We start from the raw sequence: 22,440 nt of genomic DNA on the forward strand, positions 1-22,440 counted from the left end.
CCGAGCACTGAACCAATAAATGCGAAAACAACCCCATGCACAGTAGAAGGCCCTTGTTTCCAAAGGACAATTTCCTGAGAAAAAAGTCCATGTCGCAGATGCTTTTGACACGTCGGGCAAAACAGGGGCATGATGTCATCATCGACGCGGATGTCGCCTCTGCGCCTCGATCCAAATTTCCGCGCCCTTGACCTGCACCGGATCGAGCCGCAACGGTGGGTTCGGCCAGCCCAGTGATCGCCCCATCACTCAAATCGAATGATGCCGCAACTCGGCTCAGCCTCGACGATATCACGGAGAAGGTTGGGTATGCCGCCCTCTACGCTCCGCGCTCCCAGGCGACGGTTGATCGGAATGCGGCAATCGTCCAGACGCAGCCTTGCAAGCGGATGCGGCGCGACGATGTCAATGCGGACCATTGAAAAGCGGCACGCTTCAATCAGCGCCGCCATCGACCCGGCCCGTAGTCGGCCAGGCGCAACGGGAGCTGCCGAAGAGTGTTTCGTAAGTTCACGACGGCAGCGTCCGGCCCGACGCTGCCTAACTCGATGCTCGTCCAAGCGTCGGCTGTCTAGGGTGTCCCCCGTTTTGCCTTTAGGACCACGGCGGCTCTTCGCTCGTCCCGGCCGCATCGTCATGGATCGTGACCCCCGCCGAACGCAACCCGGTTAGGAACACGGTTCTTACGGAGGCAGGATCGAATCCAATATCCTTGGCGTTTGGTGGATGCGCCTCGCTGCCCTTTAATCGGAGTGCCAAGTGCAAATGCTCGCAAAGGTGCTGAACGACAAGGTTGACCTGATCGTCAGTCATGATCCGCTCTTCCTGCTACCATTTTGCTACCCAACAGATAGCACACATGGAAATAGAGCGGTACGCGATTGGACCACCCCAAGGATCACCCCCCGCGAATGCCCATGGCCGGGCTCCAAATCTGCGCCAATCGGCGCAGACCTGAACTGACCAGCAGGCAACGAGAACGACGCTTTTGGCCCCAGAGCAGACCTCTGGCAGAGAGCCTCCCTTCGGCGGGTTGCTGTCACATGGCCGAGCCATGGCTAATGGCTCTCAACGCGCACTTATCTCCGAGCTCGACGCCGCACTGCCCCGACACATGGGACTCTTGAACGTTTGCCGTTGCTTCTTTCCAACGCCTTTTGCACCCGGGTGCTAAGGTTTCGAAGCTCTGCAAGTTGAGAATTGAGCGACCAGACACGTTGGTGCAGAATGACCATACGGTCGCAGACCCGATCACGACTACTCATTACGCGCCCCTGGAAGAAGGCAATTGCAAAAAAACGCTGACGTTGGGCCAAAAAATAAAAGGGACTTTCAAGTCAATGGTAGCATCGTTTCACGTACAAAATGTGAAGCGGCACACACATGCAGGAATGTATTCCACCGCCGCTCCCGGGCCGATTACCGAGGCGGCGGCTTTTAGAAGACGACCGGCTGTTTCGAGGGATCCTTGTGGGTGTCCAGGCTCTTGGCGGACTCCGCGACATCCGAAACGGGCAACGTGATGTCAGGCCGCCGGCCGATGACCGGCATTGTCGCCATAGGCCTCTCCCGATAGAGCCCGAGGCCTTCGGTCACAGCCAGGTCTTTGAAGCAGAACAAGGCAGGCGTCCTCGCTCGCGGGGTGCACCCGTCGGCATTCTCGATGATCACCTGAAAGGTCCGACGGCGAGAGCGCTGATCGCGCACGCGCGCGCCATTTCGGCGACCGCCAGCGGGCGATGACATCGCCACCCGACGCGCGGGTTGGTCGGAAGCCGACGAATCTCTGATCTAAATGGTGCGATGACGCTCGATAGATGCCAGATCAGGCGCTACTCCGAGGCCCGGCTCTTCGTCCAATTCAATCGTGCCTTCCCTCACGTTGAGGACCGGGCCGCAAAACAGATCGCGCAAGGGATTGTCGTTCGCGTCGACTTCCAGCCAGCCATTGCCTCCGATACCGGCGAGCAGGTGCGCGGATGCAAGCAAGCCAAGACCTCCGCCTAGATAGTGCGGGCAAAACGTCTTGCCCGCCTTCAGAATGTCGCGAGCCAGTGGAGCGCAGACACTCAGCCCGCCCCATTTCGCAATATCGGGCTGAACCACGCCGAGCACCTCTTCGGCCAGAACTTCCCTGAAACCCTCGGCGCTCGAAATGTTTTCGCCGGCGGCAATCGGCATCTTCGCTGCGGCGTGCAGCCTGCGCCATTCCTCGCGCGGCCGATCGGCGCGGATCGGCTCTTCCAACCAGCGCAGATCGAACTGGGCCAGCCGCGGCAGCATCTCCATCGCCTGCGTGACTGACCAGCCCTGATTGGCATCGGTAGCAAGCATACCGGGGCCGACGATCCGGCGCAGCGCCGCCAAATTGGCGAGGTCGGTCTCGGCGCCGAACCCGACCTTCAGCTTCAGCGCGCGATGGCCGCGCTCGAGCGCGGCCTCCGCCGTCTGCGCCGCACCGCCGGGATTGATGCCGCTGGCATAGACCTTGATCTTGCGCGACTGACCGCCGAGCAGCCGCCACAACGGCAGGCGCTGGCGGCGCGCGGAGAGATCCCACAGCGCGAGATCGATGCCCGCAATCGCCTGCGCGAACGGACCAGGTTCACCGCATTGAAGCGCCAGAACTTCGGTGCTTTTGGTCAGCGGCTCGAAGGCCTGGGCAGGACCCTCGAATTTGCGTCCGACGAGGCCGGGGGCGAGCACCTCGTTGACGAGCCGGGCGCGATGCTCCGCGCCTGGAGCCGGAAAGTTGCACCAGGCTTCGCCCCATCCCTCGACGCCGTCCTCGTCGACAGCGCGAACGAAGACGGCGGGACGGTCGAGCATCTTGCCGAACGACGTCACCACCGGCGTTGCCAGCGGATAGCGATAGCAGAACGCCTCGATCGCGCGGATGGTGAAGCTGTCAGTCGTCATGTTGCAGATCCTGCGGTCGAGATCGAAAAGCGGCGGGCGCCACTATCTCAACAGGCGCGCGCGAAGTCACCCGCCACGTGCTGCACCGCGAAACCATTTGCGCCGCAACATCCAAAATGAGACTGCCCGTCAAGCGGAACGAGGCGCCCGCGCATGCACCGCATGCGACTTCGGCTAGCCTTCCCGTCAAATCCGCCAGCCTTTCGAGCTGCGGGCGCCGCGCCGGTTGGCACGGCGACAAATCGACGGTACAGGGAGGAGCACAATGTCGAAATGCAGTGTGGGACTGCTGGCGCTGAGCAGCCTGTTTCTTTCAGGCGCCGCGATCGCTCAGGAGAAGATCAAGGTGGGCGTGACTGCGACGCTCGAAGGCACCTACACGGTGCTCGGCGAGGACGGCATGCGCGGCCACCAGACGGCCCTCAACGTGCTCGGCAAGAAGGTCGGCGACAAGGAACTCGAATTCATCGTCGCCTCGACCGACGCAACGCCCGACTCCGCCGTGCGCGCGGTGCGCAAGCTGATCGAACAGGACAAGGTGCAGATCCTGCTCTCACCGCTCTCTGGCGACGAGGGCATCGCGGTAAAGAATTTTGCAAAAACTCATCCCGAGCTGACCTTCATCAATGCGGCCTCCGGCGCCCAGGAAACGACTTATGTCGATCCGGCCCCGAACTTCTTCCGGTACAACATGGACGGCGCACAGTGGCAAGTCGGCCTCGGCAAATACGCCTATGACGAAAAGAAGTATCGCAAGATCGCGACCGTCGGCGAGGATTACTCCTTCATCTACACCCAGGTGTTCGGCCTTGTGCTCGAGTTCTGCGGTGCCGGCGGACAGGTCACCAACCGGCAATGGGTGCCGCTCGGAACGAAGGATTTCGCCTCGGTCATCGCCGCCCTGCCCGACGACGTCGACGCCATCTATCTCGGGCTCGGCGGCGCGGATGCCGTCAACTTTCTCAACCAGTATCAGCAGGCCGGCGGCAAGGCGCACCTGATGGGCGGTTCCATCATGATCGACCAGACCATCCTGTCGTCGAAGGGCAACGCCAAGAACGCGCTGATCGGCACCATTGCGGCGAGCGGCCAAGCCGATACCTGGGAGGATCCGGGCTGGCAGAAGTTCGTGAAGGCCTATCAGGACGCCTTCCCGCCCAACAAGCGCTTCCCGAGCCCGTCGCTGCTCGCGACCAACTATTATGATTCAACCATGGCGCTGATCCTTGCGCTGCGCCAAGTCAATGGCGACCTCTCCAACAACCAGGCGAAGTTCAAGGAAGCACTGGCGAAGATCGAGCTCGACGCGCCGAACGGCAAGATCAAGCTCGACTCCAATCGCCAGGCGATCGGCACCAACTTCGTCACCGAAGTCGTCGACGACGGCAAGGGCGCGCTGTTCAGCAAGGTCGTGAAGGTGATCCCGAACGTGAACCAGACGCTCGGCTATGATCCGGCCGTGTTCTCGAAGATCGGGCTGCCGAGCCGCACAGTACCGGAATGTAAGAAGTACTGACGCATCACGCCTGCACCGCGCTGGCGGAGAGCGACTTGCTGACGCGGTCGCTCTCCGCTCTTGCAATCTCGCCGGGGTTGTTGAACGCTGGCCGAAAAGACAAGAACATTCGGGAGGGGAAGGCATGAGCCGCGCGCTCGCCGTCTTCCACGGCCGGTTCGGCCGGGCGACGGTTTATCAGTTGAACCGCCCTTTCAATATCCACGCCCATCGTGAAGGTCATCTGATCTTCCATGTCGGCGGCATGCCGGCATGCATCGATGTCTCCAACGGGCATTATGATCTCACCGAATCCTCGGTCGTTGCCGTCAATCCGTGGGAGCCGCACAACTTCCTGCCGGCCGATGTCGACGGCGGCGCGATCTTCTTCGTGCTTTACGTCAACGCCGAATGGTTTGCGCCGGACGCATCCGGCTCCGACCGGTTGCGTTTCGGCCGCACCCAATTCAGGCGCACGCCTGCGCTCGACAAGCACATCAGGCGGACCGCCGCGCTCGTGTGCGGCGCACCATCGCTTTCCAGCCTCGATTCCGAGCTGAGGCGGCTGATCGACATCTGCTACGATGAAAGCTGGCAACAGGCCGAGATCGCGCGCGATCCGCGCGCCAATGGTGCCGTGACCGACTTCCGTGTGCGCAAATGCATCAGGCTGATGTCGGAGAGCCCCGGGGCCGAGATGGAGCTCGATAGGATCGCGCGGGAATCCGGTTTGTCTCGACCGCATTTCTACCGGCTGTTCCGCGTCCAGACCGGCGTCACGCCGAATCTCTATCTCAACACGCTGATCATGGAACAGGCGCTCGAAGCGCTGGTGGCGAGCGAGGCGCCGATCGCCGATATCGGCTTCGATCTCGGCTTCTCCTCGCAAAGCGGCTTCACCCGCTTCTTCGCCGCCAATGTCGGGATGGCCCCGACCGATTATCGTCGCGCGGCCAAAGTTTTGCGCACCTAGCCGCTGCGCGAAAAGATACTCACGATCAAACGTCCTCCTCGCAGCCCGGCTAGGATGTGGGCAACGCGATCTCGCTAGAGAATTGCGAGTCCAGGGAGGATGTTCGCCCATGGCAGGGCTCGCAGCCGATAACGGCTTGCACGCCGCCTCGTCCCACTTGCGGGGAGAGGGTTGGGGTGCACCCGCGCCGAAGCCCGTCATCGAGCGCGCCTTTGGCGCGACCCGTTGGACGCGACCGCTCCCCGGAAGCGGCAGGGTTATCGCATATGATCTCTTGGAGTGGTCTGAGCAAGCGCCTCGTCCTTCGAGACACCCGCTCCGCGGTCTCCTCAGGACGAGGCTAATTGGCATCCGGCCCGTTGAACCTGCTGCCGCACACTCCGCGCTCATCCTGAGGAGCCCGCCAAAGCGGGCGTCTCGAAGGATGGGCCGCAGGGAATCGCTTCCCATATGCGATTGCCCTGCCGCAAGCGGGGCGAGACCATGAGCCGCTTTGTCGAACGCCATCCCGTCTGGGCGCTGATCGTGATCATTGCCATTGCCGTCGTGCTTTGGCTGGTCTTCGCGGTCTGGCCGCCGGGCCTCGAAGAGGCGATCGGCCGCAAGCGCGTCTTCCTCAATGCCGTCTTCAACGGCATCACGCTCGGAGGGCTCTACTTCCTCGTCGCCAGCGGCTTCACGCTGATCTTCGGCCTGATGCGCAACGTCAACCTCGCGCATGGCTCGCTCTATCTGTTCGGCGGTTATGTCGGCTACGCCATCAGCGCCTCGACCGGCTCCTGGATCCTCAGCTTCATCGTCGCTTTCATCCTGACCGCCCTGGTCGGCGTCCTGCTCCAGTTGATCGTGTTCCGCCGGATGGAGGGACAGGATCTCAGGCAGACCATGGTGACGATCGGGCTTTCGATCGTATTCGCCGACCTCATGCTGTGGGCCTGCGGCGGCGACTTTTACCAGATCCAGACGCCGAATTGGCTGATCGGCCCGGTGGAGCTGCCGCTGATCACGGCGATCAAATCCTCAGGCGAGCCGGTCTATCTCAGATATCCGCTGGTGCGGCTCGTGATCTTCGCCGCTTCCGTGATCATCGGCGTGGCGATGTGGCTCGCGCTCAACCGCACCCGGATCGGCATGATCATTCGTGCCGGCGTCGATGATCGCGATATCCTTGCTGCGACCGGAGTGCGCATCCAGCTCGTCTTCGTGCTGGTGTTCGCCTTTGGCGCGGGACTTGCCGGCACCGCCGGCGTGGTCGGCGGCACGTTCCAGTCATTGTCGCCCGGCGAGGACATCCGCTTCCTGCTGGCGTCCCTCGTCGTCGTGATCGTCGGCGGCATGGGTTCGATCCCCGGCGCCGCACTCGGCGCACTGATCATCGGCCTCGCCGAACAGCTCGGCTCGGTCTACATCCCGACCTACGCCATCGTCGTGACCTTCCTGATCATGGTGCTGGTGCTGGCCATCCGGCCGCAAGGCCTATTGGCGAGGCGCTGAGATGTCGCTCGCCCACGATGCACGGCTTGCCGTACGCCCCGCCACAATGGCGCAGCGCCCGGCACGGACGTGGCCGGAGGTCAACAATCCCGCCGCCTGGATCGTCGCGGTCATTCTCCTGATCATGCCGCTGATCGCCAACGGCTTCTTTCTGATCGAGATCTTCGCCTCCACCTTGATCCTCGGCACCATGGCGCTGAGCCTGATGTTCCTCGCCGGCTATGGCGGCATGGTCAGCCTGATGCAGCTTACCATCGCGGGGTTCGCGGCCTATATGGTCGCCGTGTTCGGCGTCAGCGGCAATGCCAATATCAGCCTGGGCTGGCCGTGGTGGCTCGCGGTGCCGATGGCGCTGACGCTGGCGACCGCTTTCGGCACGCTCGGCGGCGCGCTCGCGGTCCGCACCGAAGGCATCTACACCATCATGATCACGCTCGCGATCGGCGCGGCCTTCTACTATTTCACCAACCAGAACTGGGCGATCTTCAACGGCCATACCGGTATCAACACCGTGGCCACGCCGCACTTCTGGGGCGTGAACTGGCGCGCCGACATTCCCTTCTACTACGTCGTGCTCGCGGTCGCCGCGCTCTGCTATTTCGCAGTCGAATATCTCTCACGCGCGCCCTTCGGTCTTGCCCTCCAGGGCGTGCGTGACAATCCCAGGCGCATGGCTGCGCTCGGCTTCAACGTCAATGCGCACCGCGTCGCCGCCTATGCGTTCGCCTCGTTCGTGGCCGCGCTGGCCGGCGTGCTCCAGGTCTGGAACTACCGTCAGATCTCGCCGGGGTCGGTCAGCGTCGGAGCCTGCATCGACGTGCTGATCATCGCCGTTGTCGGCGGCATCACGCGCCCGATCGGTCCCTTCATCGGCGCGCTGATCTTCGTGCTACTGCGCACCTTCGCGCTCGACTTCCTGGTCAGGCTTGGCCTCGATGGCAACCGCTTCCGCCTGCTGATCGGGCTCGGCTTCCTCGCCATCGTGTTCTGGTCCTCGGACGGCGTCATCGGCCTATGGCAGCGATGGCGCCAGCGTCAGCGCCGCGGCGCGGACCGTTCCGGCGGAGGGCGCCGTGATGGATAGCGTCGCTCAACGCCTCTCCGCCGTGGGCGCCGGCGCTGCGCTGGAGCTCCGCGGCGTGACGCGCCTGTTCGGCGCGCTGGCGGCGCTGACCGACGTCACCATCACGGTGCGTCCGGGTGAGCGGCGCGCGGTGCTCGGTTCGAACGGCGCCGGCAAGACCACGCTGTTCAATTGCATCACCGGCGACTTCCCGCCCTCCTCCGGCACCATCCGCTTCTTCGGCGAGGACGTCACGCACTTCCCGCCTTATGAACGCATCCGGCGCGGATTGCGGCGGACCTATCAGATCTCGGCGCTGTTCCCCGGCCTCACCGTGCAGGACAACGTCTATCTCGCCTGCCGCGGCGTCTCGCGCGGACGCTTCTCGTTTCTGCGTCCGGGACAGAACGACGCCCTGATGCATGCGGCGGACAATCTCGTCCAGGCCGTGCATCTTTCGGCCGTGAAGGACCAGCGCGTGGCCGAGCTCGCGCATGGCCAGCAGCGCCAGCTCGAGATCGCGCTCGCGCTCGCGGGCGCCCCGCGCTTTGTCCTGTTCGACGAACCGGCCGCCGGCTTGTCGCCGACCGAACGGGCCGAGCTGATCGAGATCCTGACCTCGCTGCCCGCGCATATCGGCTACATCATCATCGAGCACGACATGGATGTCGCTTTACGCGTCGTCGAGAGCGTCACGATGATGCACAACGGCCGCATCTTCAAGGAAGGCCTGCCGCAGGAGATCCAGTCCGATCCCGAGGTGCAGGAGCTCTACCTCGGAGGCGGTCATGAATGAGGTCCGCCGCAGCAAGGCCGCGCTCGAGGTCCGCGGCCTCGATGTCTACTATGGCCACTCGCACGCCCTGCAAGGCGTCGATCTCACACTGGAGAACGGTGTGTTCTCCGTCGTCGGCCGCAACGGCATGGGCAAGACCACGCTGTGCAAGGCGATCATGGGTCTGGTAGGCGTGAGCGGCGGCTCGATCCGCGTTCGTGGCGACGACATCACGCGGCGGCCTCCGGCCCAGATCGCCCGGCTCGGCGTCGGCTATGTGCCGCAAGGACGCCGGCTCTGGCGCTCGCTCAGCGTCGACGAGCATTTGCGGCTGGCCGGCGGCCTGCGGCCCGGCGCCTGGACTGTCGATCGCATCTACGAGACCTTCCCGCGACTCGCCGAGCGCAAGGATCACGGCGGCGGCCAGCTCTCCGGCGGCGAGCAGCAGATGCTCGCCATCTCTCGCGCGCTACTCACCAATCCGCATCTCCTGATCATGGACGAGCCGACCGAAGGGCTCGCGCCCGTCATCGTGGCGCAGGTCGAGGAGATGCTGCTGCGGCTCGGTGAGGACGGCGACATGTCCGTGCTCGTGATCGAGCAGAATATCGGCGTCGCCACCGCGATCTCGCGCAACGTCGCGATCATGGTCAACGGCCGCATCAACCGCATCATCGACTCCGCCCGCCTCGCCGCCGACCGCGAGCTCCAGCAGCGCCTGCTCGGCGTCGGGCTTCACGCCGAGCTCGAGCCGGATATCGACGTCGCCGCGCCCGGTGTCGAAGCCAGGCCGGCGCCGGCGCCACGCCGCGAGGGACCGATCCGCATCTACATCTCCAACCCGACGCTCCCGACCCGATGGTCGCAACCGGTACCGATCGCCCGCATCGAAGCTGCTGCGCGAACGGTCTCGACGCAAGTCACCCGGCTCGAAGAGACGACGCGGCGCAAGCGCGAGCCGGTGACGACGCAGGCCGCCGGCCCGCCTGTGGCGTTGGTCGTCGGCACGCTCGACACCAAGGGCGTTGAGCTGCGCTTCATCCGCGACATCATCGCAGAAAGCGGCCTGCGCACGCGGCTAGTCGATGTTTCCACGAGTGGCAAGCATTCGTCGTGCGATGTCTCCGCGCAGGAGATCGCCCTGAACCACAGCCGTGGCGGCGCAGCGGTGTTCGGCGCCGATCGTGGCGCCGCCGTGACCGCGATGGCCGATGCCTTCGCCAACTGGCTGCGGCGCCAGGGCAATGTCGTCGGAGTGATCTCGGCCGGCGGCTCGGGCGCAGCGTCTCTGGTCGCCCCGGGGATGCGCACGCTACCCGTCGGCGTACCCAAGCTGATCATCTCCTCCGTCGCCTCGGGCGATGTCGGGCCCTATGTCGGTCCCGCCGACATCACGATGATGTACTCGGTCACCGACGTGCAGGGGCTGAACTCGATCTCGCGGGCGGTGCTGGCCAACGGCGCCAACGCGCTCGCCGGCATGGTCAAGGCGCGGCTCGATGCCCGCGCCGCAGCGGCGCGCGAGGCCGGCGGCCTGCCAGCGGTCGGTATTACCATGTTCGGCGTCACCACGCCGGCCGTTCAGAAGATCGCGGCCGAGTTGCGTGATGATTTCGAATGCCTGGTGTTCCATGCCACCGGCGTCGGCGGACGCTCGATGGAGAAGCTCGTCGAGTCCGGCCAGCTCGCCGGAATCATCGACCTCACGACGACCGAGATCTGCGATCTGCTCATGGGCGGCGTGTTTCCTGCGACCGAAGATCGCTTCGGCGCGATCATCCGCAGCCGCGTTCCCTATGTCGGCTCGGTCGGCGCGCTCGACATGGTCAATTTTGGCGCGCCCGAGACTATTCCCGAACGCTACCGCGGCCGCAAGTTTCACGTCCACAATCCGCAAGTGACGCTGATGCGGACAACGGCCGAAGAGAACGAGCGCATGGGCCGCTGGATCGCTGAGCGGCTCAATCAGATGGATGGCCCTGTACGCTTTTTCCTGCCCGAGGGCGGCGTGTCCGCCCTCGATGCGCGGGGCCAGCCGTTCTGGGATCCAGACGCCGACACCGCGCTATTTCGCACGCTGGAGCGCACGGTGCGGCAGACCGGCAACCGCCAGCTCATCCGCGTGCCCAAGAACATCAACGATCCCGAGTTCGCCGCCGCCATTGTCAGTGCGTTCCGAACCCTGTTCGGCCGTACCAAGGTGCGCCGAAGAGTAGCGAGGTGACCGATGGCGAGGTTTGAACGCGCAGCGCTCCTGAAGACCTTTCGCGACATGGCAAGGCGCGGTGAGCCGATAGTCGGCGGCGGCGCCGGCACCGGTCTATCAGCCAAGTGCGAGGAAGCCGGCGGCGTTGATCTCATCGTCATCTACAATTCGGGCCGCTATCGGATGGCCGGCCGCGGCTCGCTCGCGGGTCTGATGGCTTACGGCGATGCCAACGCCATCGTCGTCGAAATGGCGAACGAAGTGCTGCCCGTGGTCACCAGGACGCCGGTGCTGGCGGGCGTCAACGGCACCGATCCATTCCGCGACATGGACGTGTTTCTCGACCAGTTGAAGGCGCTCGGGTTTGCCGGCGTGCAGAACTTTCCGACCGTCGGCCTGATCGACGGCGTCTTCCGCGCCAATCTCGAAGAGACCGGCATGTCCTATGCGCTGGAGATCGACATGATCGCCAAGGCGCACGACAAGGACATGCTGACCACGCCCTACGTGTTCAGCGAGAAGGAGGCCGCCGCAATGGCGATCGCCGGCGCCGACATCATCGTTTGTCACATGGGCCTGACCACCGGCGGCACCATCGGCGCGCAGACCGCACTGAAGCTCGAGGATTGTCCCGCGCAGATCGACATCTGGGCGTCCGCTGCGCTCAGTGTCAATCCGGACATTCTGGTGCTGGCTCACGGCGGCCCGATCGCGGATCCCGCCGATGCCGATTTCATCATGAAGAACACCCGCCATTGCCACGGCTTCTACGGGGCGTCCTCGATGGAGCGACTGCCCGTGGAGCGGGCGCTGACGGAGCAGGTGCGTCAATTCAAGGCGATCGGCGCGCGGTAACGCCGAAGGTACGAGGGAGGGAAAGATGTCGGGGATTCTCGTCGGTGAATTGATCCTCTGGCTGATCGTCGCGATCGTCGTGATCGTGGTTGGCGTCTACATCGTCAACTGGCTGTACCACCGCTCCTCGAAGGAGACCTCGTTCGTCCGGACCGGCTTCCTCGGCGAACGCGTGGTCATCGATGGCGGCGCCTTCGTGCTGCCGTTCATCCACGACTACACGCCGGTCAACATGAACGTGCTGCCGATGGGCATCGTCCGCTCCAAGCAGGACGCCGTGATCACCCGCGACCGCATGCGCGTCGACATCGAGGCCGACTTCTATGTCCGGGTCCAGCCGACCCGCGAAGCGGTCTCGATCGCGGCGGCGACGCTCGGCCGCCGCACCATGGAGCCCGAGCAGCTCCATGCGCTGCTGGCCGGCAAATTCATATCCGCGATCCGCTCGGTCGCCTCCGAAATGACCATGGAGGAAATGCACGAGCGGCGCGGCGACTATGTCGCACGCCTCAAGACCAATGCATCCGAAGCCCTCGCCCAGAATGGTCTCGAGCTAGAATCGGTCGCGATCACTGATCTCGATCAGACCGACCTGGAGTTCTTCAACCCGTCGAACCGGTTCGACGCCGAAGGCCTGACCCGCCTGATGGAGGATATCGAGGCCAAGCGAAAGCTGCGCAACGATATCGAGCAGGACTCGATGATCAAGATCCGCTCGCGCAATCTGGAAGCCGAGCGGCAGGCGCTCGAGATCGAGCGCGAGAGCGAGACCGCGCGCCTCGAGCAGGAGCGCGACATCGAGATGCGCCGCGCCCTTCAGCGCACCGAGGTTGCCCGCGAACGCGCGCTCCGCGAGACCGAGGCCGAACAGGCGCAGATTTCTGCGCGGGAGGCCATCGAGCGCGCGCGCATCGCCAATGATCAGGCGATCGCGGAGGCCCGCATCGCCTCCGAGCGGGAGACCCGGCAGAAGGAGATCGAGCGCACCCGTACCATCGAGGAGAAGGAACTGCTGGCGCGCGAGGAGATCGAGAAGACCCGGATCGCCAACCAGCGCTCGATCGACACCACCCGCATCGCTTCGGAGCGCGAGGTACGCCAACGCGAGATCGAGCGGATGCGCACGGTCGAGGAAGCCGAGATCGCCGCGCGCGAGGCGATCGAGAAGGCGCGGATCCAGCAGGATCGCGTCGTGACCGACGCCCGCATCGCCAACGACGAGGAGACGAGGCGCCGCGAGATCGAGCGCACGCGTGCCGTGGAAGAGGCAGAGATTGCCGCGCGCGAAGCCACCGAAAAGGCCCGCATCGCCCAGACCATGACGGTCAATGTCGAGCGCATCTCCTCGGACGAGCGCACCCGCGCGCTGGAGATCCAGCAGGTGCGAACAATCCAGGAGGCCGAGATCGAGGCTCAACGCGCGGTCGAGGCGGCCCGCATCGCCCGCGAGCGGACGCTCGCGGCAGAGCGCATCGCCGCCGAACAGAACACACGGCAACTCGAGATCGAGCGCAACCAGGCACTCGACGTCGCCGGCATCGCAGCGCGAGAAGCCACGGAGGCCACGCGCATCGCGCAGGAGGAGCGCGTGCGCTCGCTTGAGATCGCCCGCAACCGCGCCGTCGAGGAAGCTGATATCGCCTCGCGCGAGGCGATCGAGGCGGCCCGCATCGCCCAGGAGAAGGCGGTTGCGGCCGAGCGCATCCAGGCCGAGCGCGAAACCCGCGCACTGGAGATCGAACGGACCGGCGTCTCGGAGGCGGCCGAGCTGAAGCGGCGTGACGCGATCGAGCGCCAGCGTATCACGGTGGATCTGGCGCTCGAGGCCGAACGGATCAATTCCTCCAAGAAGCGCGAGGTGCTCAACATCGAGCAGAAGAAGGCGATCGAGATCGCCGACGAGGACCGCGTCATCGCGCTGTCCACCAAGAAGTCCGAGCGGATCGACGCCGATCGCCAGGTCCGGCAGGCAGAGATCGTCGCACGCAAGGAGGTCGAGACCACCGACGTCTCGCGCGAGCAGGCGCTGGAAGCCGCCCGGATCGAGCGGCGTCGCGCCATCGAGCAGCTCGAGGTTGCTCGGGTGCAATCCTTGCAGGAAGCCGAGATTGCCGCGCGCGAGGAAGTCGAGCGCGCGCGCATCTCCTCCGACCGCGGCCTCGACGAAGCCCGGATCGGCCGCGAACGCGAGCTGCGCAAGCTCGAAATCAATCGCGAGAAGGAGGTCGAGACCGTGCTGATGGAGAAGGCGATCGCAATCCACACGAAGTCGCTGGAGGAATCCGCAGCCAAAGCATCAGCCGAGGAAGCGCGGATGCGCGCCACAGAAGCCACCGAGCGGGTCATCACCGCTCGCGAGAACGAGATTGCCAAGCGTCGCAAGGGCGTAGAAATTCTCATCGCCGAGAAGCAGGCCGAGGAGACACGGATCGCCGCCGAGGCCGAGCGCGTGCGCGCGGCCGTGGAAGCGGAAGCGCAGCGATTGCTCAACGAGGCCGAGAACGTTCTCACCGACCAGGCGCGCTACTCCCTCTTCCGCAGAAAACTGCTCGACCGCATCGAGGGCATCGTACGCGAGAGCGTCAAGCCGATGGAGAAGATCGAGGGCATCCGCATCCTCCAGGTCGATGGCCTCAACGGCAATGGCCACGGAAACGGCAATGGCGGCCGCAGCGCCACCGACGAGGTGATCGATTCGGCGCTGCGCTACCGCGTTCAGGCGCCGCTGATCGACTCGATCCTGTCGGACATCGGCGTCGAGGGCGGCAGTCTCGCAAAAATGCCGGGCCTGATCCGCGAGGCGCGCGACATGCAGGGCATCAGGGATTCCGCGCGCAAGAGTGGCGGCGACAAGCCGGCCTCCCCGCCTGCGGCCGAAGGCGGCGAGCCGCCGGCCGAGCGCGGGCCGAGAAAGAAGAGCTGAGGTCTGATCCATGGCCCGCGTCTATGTCTCCACCGTCGTCAACGCCCGCAACGACCGCGTCTGGGCGCGGGTGCGCGATTTCAACGGCCTGCCGAACTGGCATCCGGCCATCGCCGAAAGCCGGATCGAGGGTGGCGAACCCGCCGACAAGATCGGCTGCGTCAGGGATTTCCGCCTGCGCAACGGCGACCGCATTCGCGAGAAGCTCCTGGGCCTATCCGACTACGACATGTTCTGCACCTACTCGATCCTGGAATCGCCGATGGGCGTCGAGAACTACGTCGCGACCTTGCGGCTGACGCCCGTCACCGACGGCGACCAGACCTTTGTGGAATGGACCGCCGAATTCGACTGCGCGCCGGAGCGCGAGACCGAGCTCGTCAGCAACATCGGCGGCGGCGTGTTCCAGGGCGGCTTCGACGCCTTGAAACGCGTGTTCGGAGGTTAGCCGTGCCGCATATCGTCAAGAGCACGATCCTGAGCGCACCGACCGATGCGGTGTGGGACCTGCTGCGGGATTTCAACGGCCACGACCGCTGGCATCCGGCGGTTGCGACCTCCTCGATCGAACGCGCTCAGGCCTCCGACAAGATCGGCTGTATCAGGCGCTTCAAGCTCAAGGATGGCTCCGAGCTGCGCGAGCAGTTGCTGGCGCTGTCCGACCTCGAACAGACCTTCAGCTATTGCCTGCTCGATACCCCGATCCCGATGTTCAATTACGTCGCCCATGTCCGACTGCTCCCGGTGACCGATGGCGACCGCACCTTCTGGAATTGGGAATCGCGCTTCACCACCAAGCCCGAGGATAGGGACCGCATCACCCACATGGTCGCGGAAGACATCTACCAGGCGGGATTCGAGGCGATCCGCCGCCATCTGAAGGAGGCCGCCTAACCATGGCTGTGACCGTAAAGACCTTTGCCAGCGCCAGCGAAGCGGCCGGGGCCATATCCTCGGACCGCAGCGCGCGCTATCTCGGCGGCGGCACGCTGGTGATGCGGGCATTGAACGAGGGCGACGTCTCGATATCGACCATCGTTCGCGCCAGTGACCAGGCGCTGAGCCGGATCGATGCGTCCGGCCCACGCATCACGCTCGGTGCCGGCGTCACTTTCGCGAGAATTCTCGGCGAGCGGGACCTCGCTTTCCTGCACGCGCCCGCCCGTTCGATCGGCGGGCCCGCCGTGCGCAACATGGGCACCGTCGGCGGCAATCTGTTCGCGCCCAACCCTTACGGCGATTTCACCGTGGCGCTGCTGGCGCTCGACGCCACAGTCGCGCTGCAAGGCGGCTTCGGCGCCCGCGACATCGCGATCGAGGAGTTCCTGCAATCGCGCGAGCGGCAATCCGGTGCGTTAGTCCTCTCGGTCTCCTGCACCCGGCCGGCCAACGCCGAGGCCTTTCGCTATCGCAAAGTTGCCCGCATCAAGCCGAAGGGCGGCTCGGTCATCACGCTGGCCGCACATCTGCCGGTCAGCGGCGGGCGCATCGCCGGTGCTCGCATTGCGCTCGGCTCGATGGCGGCGACCCAGATCCGCGCCAAGGCCGCGGAACGTGCCCTCGAAGGACGCACGCTCGATACCGCGAACATCAATGCAGCCGCCTCTACCGCAATCGAGGGCACATCGCCCGCGGACAACGCGCTCGGCAGCGCCTGGTATCGCCGCGAGATCGTCGGCGTCCATCTCCGCCGTTTGCTGTCCGGTCAGGAATAGACAAGGACCAACATGTCCAAGACGCCTCTGCAATTTCGTCACAACGGCCGCGACGTCGCCATCTTCGTCGATGGCGGCGCCAACTTGCTGGTCGCCTTGCGCGAGCTGGTCGGTGACATGACGCCTAAGTTCGGCTGCGGCCAGGGCGGCTGCGGCACCTGCAGCGTGCTGATCGACGGAGAACTCCACCTCTCCTGTCTGACGCTCGCCGAGACCGTCGCGGGCCACTCCGTCGAAACGCTCGACGGCCTCAAGCAGGGTCCGAACCTGCACCCGCTCCAGCGCGCCTTTGCCGACAATTTTGCCGCCCAATGCGGCTATTGCACGCCGGGCATGCTGATGGCCGCGAAGGCGCTGCTCGACCGCAATCCGTCCCCGAGCCGGGCCGACGTGATCGAGGCGATCTCCGGCAACATCTGCCGCTGCACCGGATACGAGCCGATCATCAATGCCATCCTCGCCGCCGCCGGCGGCCGGGCCAGCGCCTGAGGTCAGATCATGCTGGAACTACGCAAGGACATCTTCGCCGACGAGCGCGACGACAATCTCAAGGAGATCGGCAAGGGCACGCAGCGCCAGGACATGCTCGGCCACATCACGGGGACGTCGAGCTATTTCAACGACCATAAGCTCCAGGGCATGCTGCACTTGAAGGTCGTTCGCTCGACTCAGGCCCATGCTAAGCTGCGCCGCATCGATACCACGGACGCAGAACGCTCAGCCGGCGTGCGCCGGATCATTCGCGGCACTGACGTGCCGGTCAATCTCAACACGCTGCTGAGCCTGATCAATTTCGGCAAGGACGACGAGCCATCACTGGCCGTCGACAAGGTCCGCTACAAGGGCGAGCCGATCCTCGCCATCGTCGCCGACAGCGAGCGTGAGGCGTTCGAGGCCATTGCAAAAGTGCGGATCGACTATGAGCCGCTACCGACCGTGTTCGACGTCGAGGATGCCCTCAAGCCGGGCGCGCCCGTGGTCAACGAGACCTATCCGAAGAACGCCTTCATCTATCACGACGTCTACGATCACCAGCGCCTGCGGTTCGGCGATGCCGATGCGGCACTCGCGAACGCCGACCACGTCCTCGAACAGCGCTACCAGATGTCGCCGATCGAGCACGCGCCGACCGAGACCAATGGCGCGATTGCCGCGCCCGACACCAACGGCCGCTACGTCGTCTACACCTCGACCCAGGCGCTGTTCTTCTCGGTCGATACCTGCGCCAAGATTTTGGACGTGCCTTCCAACACCTTCCACTTCATCGGTGGCACGGTCGGCGGCGGCTTTGGCGGCAAGGTGGATACCCTGACCGAGCCGCTCGCGATCCTCGGCGCCATGCTGACCGGACGGCCCGTGCGCTACGTGTTCGGTCGCGAGGAGGAGATGCAGTACGGCCCGCCGCGCGGCGCCGAGCGCATCTACATCAAGGACGGCGTGATGCGCGACGGCCGCATCGTCGCCCGAAAGATCCGTGCCTATTTCGACAGCGGCGCCTATACGCGGCTCTCTAGCTACGCCGCGGTGAAATGCGCCGCGCATTTGCCGGGCCCCTATACCATCCCGAACGTTTATGGCGACGTCTACTGCGTCTTCACCAATCGCACGCCGGCGACCGCCATGCGCGGCTTCGGCGTCACCGCGATGGACTTTGCCATCGAATGCCAGATGGACAAGCTCGCAAACCTCGTCGGCATGGACCCAATGGAGTTCCGGATTCTGAACGCCTATCGCGACGGTGACATGAAGGCGCATCGGCGCGAGGCCAAGAACACGGCGCTGATCGAATGCGTTCAGGTCGCCGCCGAAAAGGCCAAATGGCCGATCCGCGACGAGTTCAGGCGCGCCTCCTCGCGCAAGGATGGTGGCGGCAGCCGCGCCGCGATTCCGCCGACGCCGACGGATGTGCGCGCGCGGCCGGCCGCGCCCGCCCAGCAGCGCACGACCTATGACCGCGCACCCGTGACCGCGACAAGAGAGCCGCCGCGCGAACCGCCACCGCCGACACCGCCGCCTCCTCCGCCCCGCCCGGCGGCACCATCGCACGGCGCCACCCGCTTCTCTTCCGTGTTCGGGACCAGGAGGCGCTAGATGACCAGACATCGCGGACGCGGCATGGCGTCGATCAACTATCCCATCGGCATGAACCTCGGCGGCGATCCCAGCCAGGCGCTGGTTCACTCCAATCCCAGCGGCAAGTTCACAGTGGCGCTGTCGTCGATCGATCTCGGCCAGGGCATGAAATCGGTGACGCGGCAGATTTGCGCTGAGACGCTGGGCGTGCCGGTCGAGGACGTCTACGTCGACACCGCGGATTCCGACACCGGCCCGCATTGCATGGGTTCGTTCGCCTCGCGCGGCACTCACCGCGTCGGTAACGCCGTGATGGCTGCAGCCCGCGAAGCCCGCGGCGTGATGATGGAGGCTGCGGCCGAGGAGCTGGAGGTCAACGCCGCCGACCTCGAGACAGACGGGCGCGGCAACATCCATGTCAAAGGCGCGCCGCATCGCTCGATCTCGACCAAGGATGTCGCGATCGCCGCGCAATTCAAGCAGGGCAAGACCATCTCCGGCCGGGGAATATTCCTGGTACCGCTGTCCGATGTCGACCCCGAAACCGGAGAGATGTCGCCGGCAACCTGCTATGCCCATGCCTGCCTGGTCGCCGAGGTCGAGGTCGACGACGAGACCGGTGAGGTCGCGATGGTCCGGATGGACTCCGCCTATGAGCTCGGCCGCGCGCTCAACCCGCGGCTGGTCGAGCAGCAGCTCGTAGGCGGCGCCTGGATGGGCGTCAGCCACGCGCTCTACGAGACGCCCGAGCCTTACTATCCCGACCCCGCTCACGGCCCGCGCGACTTCGTCGAATATCTGATGCCCGGCCCCGGCGATATCTGCCCGCACGATATCGCGGTGCTGGAACGCCCTGCTCCCGATGGTCCCTTCGGCGCCAAGGGTCCCGGCGAGATGTGCGCCAACCCGGTGCTGCCGGCCGTGGCGAATGCGATCTTCAACGCGGTCGGCGTGCGCATCGACGATCTCCCGATTACGCCCGAGAAAGTGCTGCGCGCGATCAAGGCCCAGGGCGGCGCACGGCCGCAGGCGCGACGCTAGACGATTGGCCGTGGCGGTTCGCAGCAACATCGTCGGAATCGACAGCCCACAAGCGCTGGAGAAGGCGCTGCGCGCAGCCTATTACCTCGCCGACGAGGGACTGGCCACCGCCGCCTATCTCGGGCTCGCGCTCGGCAAGCCGCTGCTGCTGGAAGGAGCGCCCGGCGTCGGCAAGACGGAGGCTGCAAAGGCGATCGCTGCCGTGCTCGGCCGCCGGCTCATCCGCCTGCAATGCTATGAGGGCATCGACGCGTCGGCCGCACTCTATGAGTGGAACTACCCGCGCCAGATGCTCGCGATCCGCCAGGCCGGCGACGAGAGCATCGACATCTATGGCGAGACGTTCCTGATCGAGCGGCCGATGCTGGCCGCGCTGCGCGCACCCGATTCCACCGTTCTGCTGATTGACGAAATCGATCGCGCCGATCAGGAGTTCGAGGCCTTCCTGCTCGAATTCCTCTCCGACTTCCAGATCTCGATCCCCGAGCGCGGCACGGTACGCGCGGCGGAGCGACCCGTGGTCGTGCTGACATCGAACCGGACACGCGACCTGCACGAAGCGCTGCGCCGCCGCTGCGTCTATCACTGGATCGACTATCCCACCGCCGAGCGCGAAGCCCGCATCATCATGATGCGCGCCTCGAGCGTCGCCGAGGCCACGGCACGCGCGGTCGTCGCGACCGTCGAACGGCTGCGGCGCGAGCCGCTCAGCAAGGCACCGGGCATCGCTGAGGCCGTCGATTGGGCCGAGGCCGCGACGCTCCTTCACGAGGGCGGCGCGCGCTGGCCCGATGCGTTCAAGCGCTCGATCGGCGTGGCGCTGAAGGACGAAGAAGACCTGCATTTCATTTCGCCGCGGCTCGACGCCATGCTCGCGGAGGCGACCGCATGAGCACCGAGCCGCAGCTCCCGCGCGCCGCGCGCGTGTTCGTCGCCTTCGTCCCGCTGCTGCGCGCGAATGGCTTTGCCGTGGCGCCGGAGCAGACCACGACGTTCCTGGCGGCCATCGAGCTGCTCGGCCCTGATAGCATCGAGGATATCAGACAAGCTGCACTGGCGACGCTAGCTCCGCCGCCCGATCGTCGTGCCACCTTCGACCGGCTGTTCGATCTCCACTTCCGCGGCAGCGAGACGATTGCGCGCGATGACGAGGGCGAGGACGACGAGACGGTTCGCCTCCAGGAAGAGGGGCGCGGCGACGAGGAGCCCCTGCTCTCCGACGAGGCGAGCGAGTCCGGCCTCACCGCGACCCGAAGCGAGGCGCTGGTCGAGCGCCGCTTTGGGGTGAGTTCGACAACGGACGCGCTACGCCGCCTGGCGCGCGAGGCGTCGCGACGTCTGCCGCGACGGCGTGGCCACCGGCGCATGCGCGCCCGCCGCGGACCATTTGCCGACCTCCGCCGCACCTTGCGCGACACCGTCCGCAGCGACGGCGAGATCTTGCGGCTCGGTCACCTCAAGCGGCGGCAGCGGTCACGCAAGATATTGCTGCTGATCGACGTGTCCGGCTCCATGAAGACTCGCACTGAGGAGAACATGAAGCTCGCGCATGCGCTGGTGCAGGCGGCACCCAATGTCGAGGTCTTCACCTTCGGTACGCGGCTGACGCGGGTCACCCGCCCCTTACGACTGAAGCGTCGCGAGCAGGCATTGAACGCAGCCGCTCATCTCGTCAGCGACTGGGATGGTGGCACCCGCATTGGCGATGCGCTGCAAGCCTTCCTCGCCGTGCCACGGTTCGGCGGCTATGCGCGTGGCGCCGCTGTGGTGATCGTCTCCGATGGACTCGAGCGCGGTGAAGGCGACGCACTTCGCGACGCCGTCGCGAAACTATCGCGGCGGTCCTGGCGCTTGAGCTGGCTGACGCCGCTCGCCACAAGCCCGGCCTTCCGCCCGCAGACCGAAGCGCTCATTGCCATCGAGCGCTTCGTCGATGATCTCGTGGATGGCGGCTCGAGCGCGTCGATCGTCGCGCACATTCTGGCGTTGGGACGAAGGAGAGCGGCGTGACCAATATTGTCGACGGCCATCATCACATCTGGCGGCAGGCCGACCTGCCCTGGCTGATCGGTCCGATGCAGCCGCGAATCTTCGGCCCCTACGAGTCGATACGGCGCGATTATCCGATCCAGGAATATCTCGACGACATCGAGGGCACCAGCGTCACCCGCTCGGTCTATGTGCAGACCAACTGGGCCAACGACCGCTTCGAGGACGAGGCCGCCTGGGTGCAGCAGGCCGCCGACGAACACGGCTGGCCGCACGCGATCATCGCCTACGCCAATTTCGCGGTCGAGGACGTTCGTCCCCAGCTCGATCGTCTCAAGCGCTATCCGCTCGTGCGCGGCGTACGCATGCAACTGCATTGGCACGAGAACCCGCGCTACCGCTTTGCAGCCCGCCCCGATCTCTGCGCAGATCCAATAATCCGCCGCAACGTCGCGCATCTCGCCGACTATGGCTGGAGCTTCGACCTGCAGGTGTTCACGCCGCAGATGCCGGAGGCAGCGGAGCTGGCCGACGCTTGTCCAAAGGTGACTTTCATCCTCCAGCATGCCGGCATGCTGGAGGACCTCTCGGCGGCAGGCCGCGCCGCCTGGCGCGCCGGCATGGCGCGGCTTGCGGCCTGCCCGAACGTAGTCTCAAAGCTCTCCGGGCTCGGCACCTTCATCCATCGCAACGATCCCGCGCACATCGCTGCCGTTCTCGCCGACACCGTTGCGATTTTCGGTGCCGAGCGCTGCCTGTTCGGCTCCAATTTCCCGATCGAGAAATTGTGGACCAGCTATCGCGAGCTCGTCGACGCGTTTTGCGCGGCAGCCGCACCGCTGAGCACCGAACAACAGGACGCGATCTTTCGGGCGACCGCTACGCGCGTCTATCGGCTTTGACAGACAAGAAGCAATAC

General features: G+C 65.2%; 21 protein-coding genes. 17 read left to right on the forward strand and 4 right to left on the reverse strand.

Annotated features, from left to right (window positions below; all coding sequences use genetic code 11):
- Nucleotides 1-245: 245 nt before the first annotated feature.
- From IVA91_RS02575 to IVA91_RS02585, 4 genes are all read right to left on the reverse strand, one after another.
- The gene (locus IVA91_RS02575) at nucleotides 246-452 is read right to left on the reverse strand and encodes a hypothetical protein (RefSeq protein ID WP_247278278.1); all 207 of its coding nucleotides are present in this window, start codon (nucleotides 450-452) and stop codon (nucleotides 246-248) included.
- A gap of 142 nt (nucleotides 453-594) precedes the next feature.
- Nucleotides 595-813, reverse strand: coding sequence for a hypothetical protein (locus IVA91_RS02580; protein WP_247278128.1), 219 nt, complete (start codon nucleotides 811-813; stop codon nucleotides 595-597).
- A gap of 624 nt (nucleotides 814-1,437) precedes the next feature.
- On the reverse strand, nucleotides 1,438-1,560 hold the full coding sequence (locus IVA91_RS36755) for a hypothetical protein (RefSeq protein WP_256464607.1): 123 nt from the start codon (nucleotides 1,558-1,560) through the stop codon (nucleotides 1,438-1,440).
- A 231-nt stretch (nucleotides 1,561-1,791) separates the two neighbouring features.
- Nucleotides 1,792-2,919 carry a mandelate racemase/muconate lactonizing enzyme family protein gene (locus IVA91_RS02585; protein WP_247278129.1) on the reverse strand — a complete coding sequence of 376 codons (1,128 nt, stop codon included), beginning with the start codon at nucleotides 2,917-2,919 and terminating at the stop codon, nucleotides 1,792-1,794.
- Between the two features lie 265 nt (nucleotides 2,920-3,184).
- Here IVA91_RS02585 and IVA91_RS02590 point away from each other — a divergent pair, with 265 nt between their 5' ends.
- The 17 genes from IVA91_RS02590 (at nucleotide 3,185) to IVA91_RS02670 (ending at nucleotide 22,423) form a co-directional block, all read left to right on the forward strand.
- Nucleotides 3,185-4,435, forward strand: coding sequence for an ABC transporter substrate-binding protein (locus IVA91_RS02590; protein WP_247278130.1), 1,251 nt, complete (start codon nucleotides 3,185-3,187; stop codon nucleotides 4,433-4,435).
- Nucleotides 4,436-4,559: 124 nt separating this feature from the next.
- A complete protein-coding gene (locus IVA91_RS02595; RefSeq protein ID WP_247278131.1) occupies nucleotides 4,560-5,387 on the forward strand; it encodes an AraC family transcriptional regulator in 828 nt (275 codons plus the stop codon).
- 483 nt (nucleotides 5,388-5,870) lie between these two features.
- Entirely contained in the window at nucleotides 5,871-6,881 is a 1,011-nt protein-coding gene (locus IVA91_RS02600; RefSeq protein WP_247278132.1) for a branched-chain amino acid ABC transporter permease, read from the forward strand.
- Between the two features lies 1 nt (nucleotide 6,882).
- Nucleotides 6,883-7,965, forward strand: coding sequence for a branched-chain amino acid ABC transporter permease (locus tag IVA91_RS02605; RefSeq protein WP_247278133.1), 1,083 nt, complete (start codon nucleotides 6,883-6,885; stop codon nucleotides 7,963-7,965).
- The gene (locus IVA91_RS02610) at nucleotides 7,958-8,740 is read left to right on the forward strand and encodes an ABC transporter ATP-binding protein (RefSeq protein WP_025035423.1); all 783 of its coding nucleotides are present in this window, start codon (nucleotides 7,958-7,960) and stop codon (nucleotides 8,738-8,740) included. Before IVA91_RS02605 ends, IVA91_RS02610 begins: the two co-directional genes overlap by 8 nt.
- A complete protein-coding gene (locus tag IVA91_RS02615; RefSeq protein ID WP_247278134.1) occupies nucleotides 8,733-10,943 on the forward strand; it encodes an ABC transporter permease in 2,211 nt (736 codons plus the stop codon). The genes IVA91_RS02610 and IVA91_RS02615 overlap by 8 nt, the downstream gene beginning before the upstream one ends.
- 3 nt (nucleotides 10,944-10,946) lie before the next feature.
- Nucleotides 10,947-11,780 carry a phosphoenolpyruvate hydrolase family protein gene (locus IVA91_RS02620; protein ID WP_247278135.1) on the forward strand — a complete coding sequence of 278 codons (834 nt, stop codon included), beginning with the start codon at nucleotides 10,947-10,949 and terminating at the stop codon, nucleotides 11,778-11,780.
- 25 nt (nucleotides 11,781-11,805) lie between these two features.
- Nucleotides 11,806-14,703, forward strand: coding sequence for a flotillin family protein (locus IVA91_RS02625; RefSeq protein ID WP_247458327.1), 2,898 nt, complete (start codon nucleotides 11,806-11,808; stop codon nucleotides 14,701-14,703).
- Nucleotides 14,704-14,713: 10 nt separating this feature from the next.
- Nucleotides 14,714-15,151, forward strand: a complete 438-nt coding sequence (locus tag IVA91_RS02630) for an SRPBCC family protein (RefSeq protein ID WP_128939213.1) — start codon at nucleotides 14,714-14,716, stop codon at nucleotides 15,149-15,151.
- Nucleotides 15,152-15,153: 2 nt separating this feature from the next.
- Nucleotides 15,154-15,597 carry an SRPBCC family protein gene (locus IVA91_RS02635; RefSeq protein WP_247278137.1) on the forward strand — a complete coding sequence of 148 codons (444 nt, stop codon included), beginning with the start codon at nucleotides 15,154-15,156 and terminating at the stop codon, nucleotides 15,595-15,597.
- Nucleotides 15,598-15,599: 2 nt separating this feature from the next.
- Nucleotides 15,600-16,418 (forward strand): FAD binding domain-containing protein, encoded by an 819-nt coding sequence (locus IVA91_RS02640; RefSeq protein ID WP_247278138.1) that lies wholly within the window; start codon nucleotides 15,600-15,602, stop codon nucleotides 16,416-16,418.
- A gap of 12 nt (nucleotides 16,419-16,430) precedes the next feature.
- On the forward strand, nucleotides 16,431-16,907 hold the full coding sequence (locus IVA91_RS02645) for a (2Fe-2S)-binding protein (RefSeq protein WP_247278139.1): 477 nt from the start codon (nucleotides 16,431-16,433) through the stop codon (nucleotides 16,905-16,907).
- 9 nt (nucleotides 16,908-16,916) lie between these two features.
- The gene (locus IVA91_RS02650; protein ID WP_247278140.1) at nucleotides 16,917-18,509 is read left to right on the forward strand and encodes a molybdopterin cofactor-binding domain-containing protein; all 1,593 of its coding nucleotides are present in this window, start codon (nucleotides 16,917-16,919) and stop codon (nucleotides 18,507-18,509) included.
- Nucleotides 18,510-19,532, forward strand: coding sequence for a molybdopterin cofactor-binding domain-containing protein (locus IVA91_RS02655; protein WP_091887626.1), 1,023 nt, complete (start codon nucleotides 18,510-18,512; stop codon nucleotides 19,530-19,532). It begins immediately after the preceding gene.
- Between the two features lie 10 nt (nucleotides 19,533-19,542).
- Entirely contained in the window at nucleotides 19,543-20,424 is an 882-nt protein-coding gene (locus IVA91_RS02660; protein WP_247278141.1) for a MoxR family ATPase, read from the forward strand.
- The gene (locus tag IVA91_RS02665; protein WP_247278142.1) at nucleotides 20,421-21,542 is read left to right on the forward strand and encodes a VWA domain-containing protein; all 1,122 of its coding nucleotides are present in this window, start codon (nucleotides 20,421-20,423) and stop codon (nucleotides 21,540-21,542) included. Before IVA91_RS02660 ends, IVA91_RS02665 begins: the two co-directional genes overlap by 4 nt.
- Nucleotides 21,539-22,423, forward strand: a complete 885-nt coding sequence (locus IVA91_RS02670) for an amidohydrolase family protein (protein ID WP_247278143.1) — start codon at nucleotides 21,539-21,541, stop codon at nucleotides 22,421-22,423. Before IVA91_RS02665 ends, IVA91_RS02670 begins: the two co-directional genes overlap by 4 nt.
- The last annotated feature ends 17 nt before the right edge of the window (nucleotides 22,424-22,440 follow it).

The organism is Bradyrhizobium sp. 153 (genome assembly GCF_023073835.1).
Taxonomy (GTDB): domain Bacteria; phylum Pseudomonadota; class Alphaproteobacteria; order Rhizobiales; family Xanthobacteraceae; genus Bradyrhizobium.